Raw genomic sequence first — 10,049 nt, 5'->3', positions numbered from 1 at the left:
CCTTGCTGGAGCAATTGCCATTGAATACCTCAAACAGTCAGAAAGCCAGGAGAATCAGGCTTTTATCGAGCAGCAGTTACGAGAAAAACAGTTAGGGAACTCCAAGAAATAAAAACAACCGCTTGAAGTTGTTGACTGTTGACTGTGAACAGTGGGATATTTTTTTATTTGGAAGTCTCTTAACTACTTCTACAATCGAACTGGTTGAGTAGCGATCGCTTTTTTGGCTTGCTCCCACCTGCCGAGTTGTTGAGATGTGAGGGCAAGATTGCTCAACGCCATTGCCTGGTTAAGTTTATCCTCTCGCGCCGCAAAAGCCGCAGCAGCCTGTTCCCAAACGGTTAGGGCTGACTCAAATTGTCTGTTTTGGTAAAGTGATTTGGCTTCTTGTACCAACTGTAAAGGCTCTTGTTGAGTTTGGACGATCGCAGTTGATGCCCAAACTTGGGTAGTAACCAGCACTCCTCCCACAGACAAGAAAAATAACAGAACTACTAAAATTAGCGATCGCACTTGATATCATGTCCGGCGAATCACCCATAATATAGATAGAGGTGCATGAAATGGTGCGATCGTAATGCCAAAAGTCATAAAAATAGAGCCACATCTGAGTTTGTCAGAGTTAGAAGCCGGTTATCGCCAAGCCAAAGAACCAGTAAAGCGAACACATTATCAAATAATTTGGCTGTTAGCAAAAGGGATCAGTACACAAGAAGTCGCAGCAATCACAGGCTATAGCCGGAGTTGGATTTATGAGTTGGTTTGGGGTTATAACCGCAGTGGAATGGAAACATTGGGAGATCAAAGGGTTTTAAATCAAGGAAGTAGTAAACCACTTTTAGAGGATGTACAGCAAGCGTTACTATGGCAGGCGTTACAAGAGCCACCAGCAGAAGGAGGACACTGGAATGGTAGAAAGGTGGCTGACTGGATTGCTGATTTAATCGGGCGCCCAGTAAGCCGCCAACGAGGTTGGGAATATCTCAAACAAATGCGTTTTCGTTTAAGAGTTCCTCGACCAGAACATACAGAATCAAGCCTTGAGGAACAGGCTGATTGGAAAAAAAAATCTACAGACCAAAGTCGAACAGATACAAACAGAAAATCCAGAATCCGACGTAGAAGTATGGGCGCAGGATGAACATAGAGTTGGTTTAAAACCAGTAATCCGACGTCGGAAGGGTTGATGAATGGACAGTACCTACAGCAAATGTTAATTGGCGTTTTAAGTGGCTGTGGCTTTATGGTTTTGTTCATCCACACTCAGGTCAAACAAAAGGCGTGGATACTGCCCTACGTCAACATTCAATTATTCAACAAAGTACTTGCAGATTTTGCACAACACTTTGGCATTGGTGAGAAAAAACAGGTAGTTTTAGTTGTTGACCAAGCAGGATGGCACAAGAGCGCCAAAGTCCAGATTCCACAAGGTATGCACTTGGAGTTTTTACCTTCTCACTCTCCTGAATTACAACCAGCTGAGCGTTTGTGGACTCTTACGAATGAACCGATTGCTAATCGCAGTTTTGATAGTCTTGATGAGGTTGAGGAAATTTTAATTCAACGTTGTCGTCAAATTATTGACCAGCCTGATTTCGTACTGGTTTAACTAATTTTCACTGGTGGCCTGAACTAGCAGCTTAATTATGGGTAATTTACCGGACATGATATAATACCTAAGATTATTCATACTTTATGCTAAGTCTCTGATTCACTCAGCCCTGCTGGGTCATTTTGCATGGCTTAGTCTAAACTCCAGTTATCCAGCAAGGATTTAAAAATATTGTGCGTTTACCCTGCTGAACCTGATTTATTCCTATTTTTTTTAATTTATCACCTATCAATCCTGATTTTTTGTTCTTTGAGTAATTGTATACCTAATTTTATACAAAATATTTGCCTGATTTTTTCCTCTTGTATTCTAGTTGAATTTTGATAATTATAGTTAGTGTAAAGATAAAAAATTGATTTTAGATTTTAATCAACTTACTTAGAAAGCGCAATTAAACAATTAGCAATAATGTAATGAAAGCTTTAAGCACAGTGAAGACAGGTAAAATTCTGGTTCCAAAACAGAATTTAAACTTGGTGGTATTTTAAGCGATCGCAAATGCACAGATTTAACATTGTCAAATGTACATTAAGGAATTTGAGAGGACTGACTAATGTATTTAGATAGCCATAGCTATACAACCACAGGTGAAATTCATATATCTCGTTTTGTGATTGAGACTTCAATAGATACTGCTATTCCAGATAGCCTATCATGCCTTGACTCCCAACGTGGAGGCTTGTTCAAAAGTAGCTACGAATATCCAGGACGTTATAAAAGATGGGGAATCGGCTTTGTTGTACAGTGACAAATTAAATGGCGTTGAGACAAATTCGTGTCATCAAGTTAAGCCTTACCCACTGCACGGCTTGCAACAATTTGTGTTGACACAGCTTGTAAGTCCCCTGCGCTGCTTTTAAGCTAAACGCTAGATAGTTCAAGCTTCACAACCTCGATGACATTAATTTGGCACAGCGACAAATAAAAAGTCACTGTACAGCCGGGATACGCGCAAAACCGGACAAGTTATAAATTTTTGTTGCAGAGCCTGTTTTATTGATTTACTAACTTGCCCAAAAATGATATAGGGACAATCAAAATTTTGCCCGGTGAAATCAAATCGGATTCCTATGTATTTACTTAATGTAAAGTTTTGTAACAACAACGAAATTTTTAGAGATCAGCTTGAAGAGTAAATAAAGCTCTATCAGTAAGAGGCTCAAAAACAAAATGAACTCGTTTTCGATAGACATTTTGCAAAAGTGCTTTGATGAGCGGTGTGCAGATTTTAAAAATAGCACATTACACGCAAATACATTTTATAAGATGTCTACTGTTATACAATTGGAAGTTGATAGAGAATTTCAATCCCAACTGATGTGATGCAAGAAGTTTAGATTTAGTTTCTCAACTGTAACCTTTGATTTTTACCTGATGCCGTCACTTGGTTACAATCACTTCTTTATAGCTTGTCTGACATACTTCAAGCATTCTCAATCAAGTTCTTTTCCTCAGTTTATCTATTTAGTCGTATTGACTTCTCCTAACTATGAACATACAAAATGAAGCTCCTGCTATTGCAGTCATTGGAATGGGCTGTTGGTATCCTGGTGCAAAAAATCTAGGACAACTGTGGGAAAACCTACTTGCCAGACGGCAAGAGTTTCGCCGAATACCAGATCAACGATTACCACTTTCTCAGTATTACAATCCCGATTCGACTGTGCCAGACAAGACTTACGGAAGTCGTATGGCTGTCATTGATGGGTTTGAGTTTGACTGGAGCAGTAAACGTATTCCCAAAAAAGTTGTAGACACCGCAGATATTGCTCACTGGGTGGCTTTAGAAGTTGCAATCCAAGCTTTAGAGAATTCTGGCTATACCCGTACAAGTATTCCTATTGAACGTACTGGTGTTTTATTAGGAAATACAATGACAGGGGAGTTTTCCCGGTCTACCAACGTGCGATTGCGCTGGCCTTATGTCCGGCGTACCTTAGTAGCAGCAGCAGAGGCAAAGGGTTTACCATCGCAAGTTATAGACTCTTTGGCAGAAACGATGGAGGATTATTACAAGTCTGTGTTCTCGCCAATTACCGAGGACACGCTATCAGGAAATCTTTCTAATACGATCGCTGGCAGAATTTGCAATTTCTTCAATTTTCATGGTGGTGGTTATACGGTAGATGGTGCTTGTTCTTCATCATTACTTGCAGTGGCTAACGCTGCTACCGCTTTGACCAATAAAGACTTAGACCTTGCTTTTGCTGGTGGTGTAGATATTAGCCTGGACACTTTTGAACTGATTGGATTTGCCAAGACTGGCGCTCTGACTCATCAAGACATGACAGTTTACGACCAAAAGGCTAGTGGATTCATACCGGGTGAGGGGTGTGGTTTTGTTGTTTTGAAGCGCTTAGAAGATGCTCGTGCCGACGGCAACTATGTGTATGCAGTGTTGAATGGGTGGGGAATCTCATCTGACGGCAAAGGTGGACTTACTGCACCTAGCCGTGAAGGGCAAGCAATAGCTTTGCACCGTGCATATCAGCGAGCCGGTTACAGCACACATTCTCTTGATTTCATTGAAGGGCATGGTACTGGTACACCTGTTGGTGATCGCGTAGAACTTGAAGGTATTGCTCTGGCGATGAGTTTGGACGGTGAGGTGAGCGATGTCTACGACGGGCTACGCCTACGCACCTGTGGTGTCACCTCCTTTAAATCTCTCGTCGGTCATACCAAAGCGGCTGCGGGGATTGGTGCTCTCATTAAAGCCATCATCGGTGTTAACCGCCGGATTTTGCCACCAATAGCAGGTTGCAAGCAGCCAAACCCAGTATTTGAGACTTCTGCTCGCTGTCTCTACCCAATCCTGCAAGGAGAAGTGCGAAACCAGACTGATATTTTACGTGCAGGGGTTTCCGCTATGGGATTTGGTGGGATTAATTGCCACATTACTCTGGAATCTGGCGATGCTCCAGCCGCTCATCTCGAACCATCTATTAAAGAGCGGGCTTTGCTGGTTTCTCATCAGGATACAGAGATATTTGTACTTAGTGCCACATCCATTTCTGCCTTGCTGCAACGCACCTTAGCTGTAATCAATATTGCACAAGGATTGAGCCTGAGTGAACTAGTTGATTTAGCAGCCCATTTGACCAGCGAACTACAACCGCAACTGCTAATTCGGGCAACAGTAATTGCAGGTAGCTCTGAAGAACTGATTGCAAATCTCAGTCTTCTAGAAAAATTGTTGCGGGAAACGCCCCCTGCTCCTGGAGAAGTAGTTGTCAGTCCCCAGAAAGAAGTCTGGATTGGGAATGCCGTTCGCCGGAACAGAATAGGCTTTCTGTTTCCCGGACAAGGTTCTCAAAAATTGAATATGGCGCGATCGCTCTACAATCGATATGACTGGGCTAAAGACCTCGTAGAACAGGCAGATGTTTGGCTGCGCGAGATTGGCTCCCCAGGGGTGCGAGAATACATTTATGTTCCACTCGACCGTGCTGTTAATCAAGAACAGGTAGCAGAGTGGTCAAAAACCCTTGCACAAACTGAACTTGCTCAACCAGCTATTTGCCTCGCTTCGCTACTTTGGATGCGCTACCTCAATCGTCTCGGAATCAAACCGGTGGCAGTGGCTGGTCACAGTCTAGGAGAACTGAGTGCTTTTTATGCCGCAGGTGGTTTTGACGAAAAGACTCTCCTGTGTTTGGCTGGGGTTCGAGGACAGGCTATGTCTGCACCAACCCAAAGGGATCGCCCAGGTGCTATGGCAAGTTTAGCTTGTTCCCAACAGACAGCCGAGGAACTTTTGAGTCGTGTTAGTGGCTATGTCGTCCTAGCAAATATCAATAGTCCATTGCAAATAGTTATCTCTGGTGAAAAGGCAAGTGTTGAGCAGGTCATTGAACTGGCTATAGCTGAAGGTATCCGAACGGTTCTACTGCCAGTTTCCAATGGCTTTCATTCTAAACTAGTTGCCGATGCCGCCGAATATTTGGGCCAACACGAACTGATCCCAGATCAACTCCAAGAGTTGACCGTGCCGCTATTTTCAAGTTTAGATGGACAACAGTTAGCACTAGGGCAGTCATTGCGCGAGTATTTTGCTAATCAAGCGATCGCCCAAGTGGATTTCGTCTCTCTGGTGAAAACGCTAATGCAGAAATGCGACTTACTAATAGAGGTCGGACCTGGAAAGGTTCTCTCAGGTCTAGTAAGTGATATTGCTGGTTCAAATGGGCCACTTTGCCTCCCTGTAGAATCGAAACCCGGTCTAGATCGGGATTTAAACTTGATGCTAGCCGCCCTATTTATCCAGGGTGGTGAAATTAACTGGGAAGCTGTTTACGAGAACCGTCTTGTCCATCCCTTTGTGCCAGCATCGCAACGCATCTTTATTGAGAACCCCTTGGAGCGCCCATTCCAAGTGTCAACGGTGAGTCCAATTCCACAAATGTCTGAGTTTTGCGCTGATTCCATCCTTGCTCAACAAAGCTCAGTTCCGTGGGATCAGCTTGCCAATTACTTTTCTCAACGTGGAAAGTTTCTGGCAGAAGTAATCCGAGCAGACGTGCAAACCTTGCCAATGCTTTCTACTTCTGTTAATAACCTAGATAAAGCTCCCCTAGTAAGTCCTGCCTATGTCTCTCCTCCTCAAGTACGTAGTCTGACACCAGAGCCGAGTGTTCCTGTCAATGGGAATCAAGCTGCTAGTATCGAAACTCTGCTTATAGGTCTGATTGCTCAACAAACAGGATTCCCACAAGAGAGCATGACGCTGCAAATCAGACTATTAGATGATTTGAACCTAGATTCAATTAAAGCCGGAGAAGTAATTGCTACCGCAGCCAGGGAAATGGGTATAGCAGGTCTTATTGACCCAACAACTCTAGCCAACGCAACCATCCAAGAGGTTGCTGAGGCATTACGAATGGCTAGGCCAGACCATACCAGCAGCAATGGTCAAGTCACAGCAACAGTATTGAAGGCGGCAAATGAATCAACCATTACTTTGGGCGTTGAAAATTTACTAGTGAATCTAATCGCTGAACAAACAGGGTTCCCACAAGAAAGTATCACGCTGCAAATCAGACTATTGGATGATCTCAACCTAGATTCAATTAAAGCCGGAGAAGTAATCGCTACCGCAGCCAAGGAAATTGGTGTAGCAGGTCTAATTGACCCGACAACTCTAGCCAACGCAACTATCCAAGAGGTTGCTGAGGCACTGCGGATGGCTATACCAAGCAATAACAGCAACCACAATGGTAAAGCGACAGTATTAAACGACGCATATCCAGCTAAGAATGAGTCAAATGTTGCTTTGAAAGAAGCTGTCGGAGTTGCTTTAAAAGAAACTATCGGCACAAAAAACTTAACTGATTCACCAGTAAGAATGCCTGATAATAAACAGCAAACTCAGGTGCGTGATTACATTGTTCGGGCAGTGGTAGAGGAATTTACACCAGTTACTTTAGGCAAACATGCTAAGGAAAAATGGCATACTGCAAACGTACTTCTTTTGTGTGAATCTGGTGAGCTAGACATAGCAAAGAGCTTGTCTGAACAACTCCACAGTCGAGGATCTCAAGTGCAGACCGTATCTTTTGTCGAAGCCCGCACTCAGGCACTAATTGAAAGCCTTGATTTCACTCACTTCATTGCTGTACTTCCCCGAACAACGAGCAGTGAGTTGTCAACAGACACTCGTCTACTGAATATGATTGAACGCTTACGCAGCGTAGCTAGTCCGCCTCCAGCTGCACGTGCTTCCCGCGAACATACAACAGTGGCATATATCCAATTTGGTGGGGGAAATTTCGGTACACAGCCTCCCTTAGCCGATATTGAACAATGCTGTGCAATTGGTTTTGCTGCCAGTGTTCATCTTGAGCGAGCTGATCTGAAAGTGCGAGTAATTGATTTCTCCCCGACAGTAAATCTAACCAAGCTAGCGGAGTGTGCCATTGAAGAACTCTCCACTGCACATGTCTACATGTCTGTAGGCTATGATAACCATCTAACTCGCTATGTTCCTCGACCTGAGGTGCAAGAACCTGTAGAGTATCAAAGACGCTCAGTTACATGGTCATCTGAAGATGTCATTCTCGTAACTGGTGGAGGAAAGGGCATTACAGCAGAGTGCGCCTTAGCGCTAGCTCGAAATACAGGGGTTAGGATGGCGCTGATCGGGCGATCGCCGCATCCTAACGGCAATTTTGAAAGACGTGGAGGCGGGAGTACAGAAATAGCGCGTACTCTTGAACGATTCAATGCCGAAGGTCTGACATGCCAGTACTATGAATGCGACATTTCTGACTTCGATGCACTAGCATCTCTACTTGCACAAATACGCCAAGATTTGGGCGAGATCACAGGAGTGCTTCACGGGGCTGCCCTGAACAAGCCTCGGTTAGTAGAGCAAATATCTACAGAATCGGCATTTGATGAAGTCAAACCTAAACTCAAAGGTGTCCTGAATCTGTGTCAAGCGCTGGCAAACGTACCCTTGAAACTTTTTGCTGGTTTCTCATCAGTCATCGGAATTACAGGGATGCAACGCAATGCCTGGTATGGTTTTGCCAATGAAGCACTCGATTTGATTTTACGCCGCCTTCAAGTTCAACACCCAGAAATGGCTGCAATCACAATGGCATTTAGTGTGTGGGATGAAGTCGGGATGGGTGCAAGGATGGGGAGCGTTCGCAATCTTGCTAAAATGGGAATTCAGGCAATTCCCAAAGATGAGGGTGTAGCTCGATTCTTGCATCTGATCAAGAATGATCCTGGAAATACTCGGATTGTAATTGCAGCCCCAATGCAAGCTCTATCTGCTTTTGAGTCCAGTGGTTTAGATACTTGGTATCCACAAAGATTTTTACCTCGTGCTGAGTTAAAATTTCTGGAGCAAATCCTTCTATGCGAACCTGGGGTGGAAATTGTGGCGCGATCGCACCTGAGTTTGGAGCGAGATTCCTACCTTTTAGATCACCTCTACAAGGGTTCTTACCTGTTCCCGACAGTCTTTGGCTTAGAAGCGATGATGCAAGCGGTTGTCTATGTGACAGGTGAGGAGAATTTGTCAGCCATTCGGATTGAAGATGTTCGCCTTGAACGCCCAATAGTCGTAGATCCACACAAAGGAGTAGACATCGAAATTCGTGCAGAAGTACCTGAACGAGAGTTCAAGAATTCTTTACGGCAAGTATATGTGTCTATTAAGACAGAACAAACAGGGTTTGCAATTAACCATTTTTCTGCTACTTTTATATTGGGTGTAGAAAACAATCCACCAATAGAGCATATTCCTGTCTCCGAGTCTCCTCTAGATATCGAACCACAGTCAGACCTTTACAGTTGGTTGCTCTTCCAAGGACCTAGTTTCCAACGCTTGCAGCAGATTCATACCCTAAATTCCCAAGAGTGTGTATTCCAAACACAAAAAAACTCATTCCCAGCAGAAGGTAAGGAAACTAGTTTAAATAGAGCGCAAGGACCATTTTGGTTGGGAGACCCCTATTGCAGAGATTCACTACTCCAAGTTGGACAGCTTGTGATTCCCCAAGACCTTTGCTTGCCAATCAGGATCAATAGCATTGAAATCTACCAACCAAATAGTGATGCTTCTTCTTATATCGGGGTCACTAGGTCTCAAGGTCGAGAAGGCAAACAATATCAGAATAGCGTTTTGATCACCAATGCAGATGGGCAACTTGTAGAAAGGCTGAATGGGTATCAATTACGAATATTAGAGCATCGCAAGGATAATCCTACAGTTGAAGAACTGGCTGATCCTAGTCAAAGGGATGAGTGGATTCTCCGCAGAAAATTGAGCAATCAAGCCCATCTTTTCCGAGTTGCTGCTCCAGAAATTTCCTTAGCCTACCTTCCTGGTATACATGGTCTATTGCCAAGCGAACGTCACGAACGAGAACTACCAATATTCTATAAAACAATCAGTCAACTACTTCATACCGATGCTAATCAGATACCAAACCTCCAGATCAACTGGACAGAATCTGGAAAACCAGTAGTTGATGGACTAGAACAGCAAAAAGTCGTAGTTTCTCTTTCCCATGACGAGCGTGTTTGTATCTGCGTTGCTGGACAAGGACTGCAAGGTTGTGATATCGAGCCTGTGACACATCGAACACAGCAAGACTGGACTGCCTTACTGAGTAATTCGCGATCGCTGTTAATGCAACAGTTACTTAATGGCAAGAGTTCGGTAGCTCATGCTGGTACACGAATATGGACGGCTGTAGAAGCCTTACGTAAAGCAACTGAAGCAAAATCCATTAACTTAGCGATCGAGCGTATAGAAGGAGACAGCGTTCTGTTCCTTGATCCTGCTTCAAATGGTCAACTTAAAGTCCTTACTTTCCCAGTCAGACTAACACGAGGTCTAGAAAAAATGGTGGCTCTAGTAGTGCAGGATCTCTAGTCCGCTTAATCAGCAATTGCCTGGTTGTAATTGTCAAGATTAGGA

Annotated in this window: 2 protein-coding genes and 2 pseudogenes; 3 read left to right on the top strand and 1 reads right to left on the bottom strand. The window is 43.9% G+C overall.

The features are described 5' to 3' along the window. Positions 1–189: 189 nt before the first annotated feature. On the bottom strand, positions 190–513 hold the full coding sequence (locus V7K41_RS11685) for a hypothetical protein (RefSeq protein ID WP_334848233.1): 324 nt from the start codon (positions 511–513) through the stop codon (positions 190–192). 64 nt (positions 514–577) lie between these two features. On the opposite strand from V7K41_RS11685, the pseudogene V7K41_RS11680 reads away from it, so the two are divergent. The 3 genes and pseudogenes from V7K41_RS11680 (at position 578) to V7K41_RS11670 (ending at position 10,004) form a co-directional block, all read left to right on the top strand. After that, positions 578–1,609 (top strand): annotated as a pseudogene (locus V7K41_RS11680) (IS630 family transposase). Between the two features lie 556 nt (positions 1,610–2,165). Continuing rightward, positions 2,166–2,351, top strand: a pseudogene (locus V7K41_RS11675) (hypothetical protein); the annotation flags it as partial. A 750-nt stretch (positions 2,352–3,101) separates the two neighbouring features. Further along, the gene (locus V7K41_RS11670; RefSeq protein WP_334848231.1) at positions 3,102–10,004 is read left to right on the top strand and encodes an SDR family NAD(P)-dependent oxidoreductase; all 6,903 of its coding nucleotides are present in this window, start codon (positions 3,102–3,104) and stop codon (positions 10,002–10,004) included. The last annotated feature ends 45 nt before the right edge of the window (positions 10,005–10,049 follow it).

This window comes from Nostoc sp., assembly GCF_036917415.1.
Classification (GTDB): Bacteria; Cyanobacteriota; Cyanobacteriia; order Cyanobacteriales; family Nostocaceae; genus Nostoc.
Note: the sequence above shows the minus strand (reverse complement) of the source record. Positions and strands in the feature narration are given on the sequence as shown.

Coding starts and splice junctions, on each gene's coding strand:
- V7K41_RS11670 (WP_334848231.1), top strand. CDS start 3,102: ATGAACATACAAAATGAAGCTCCTGCTATTGCAGTCATTGGAATGGGC.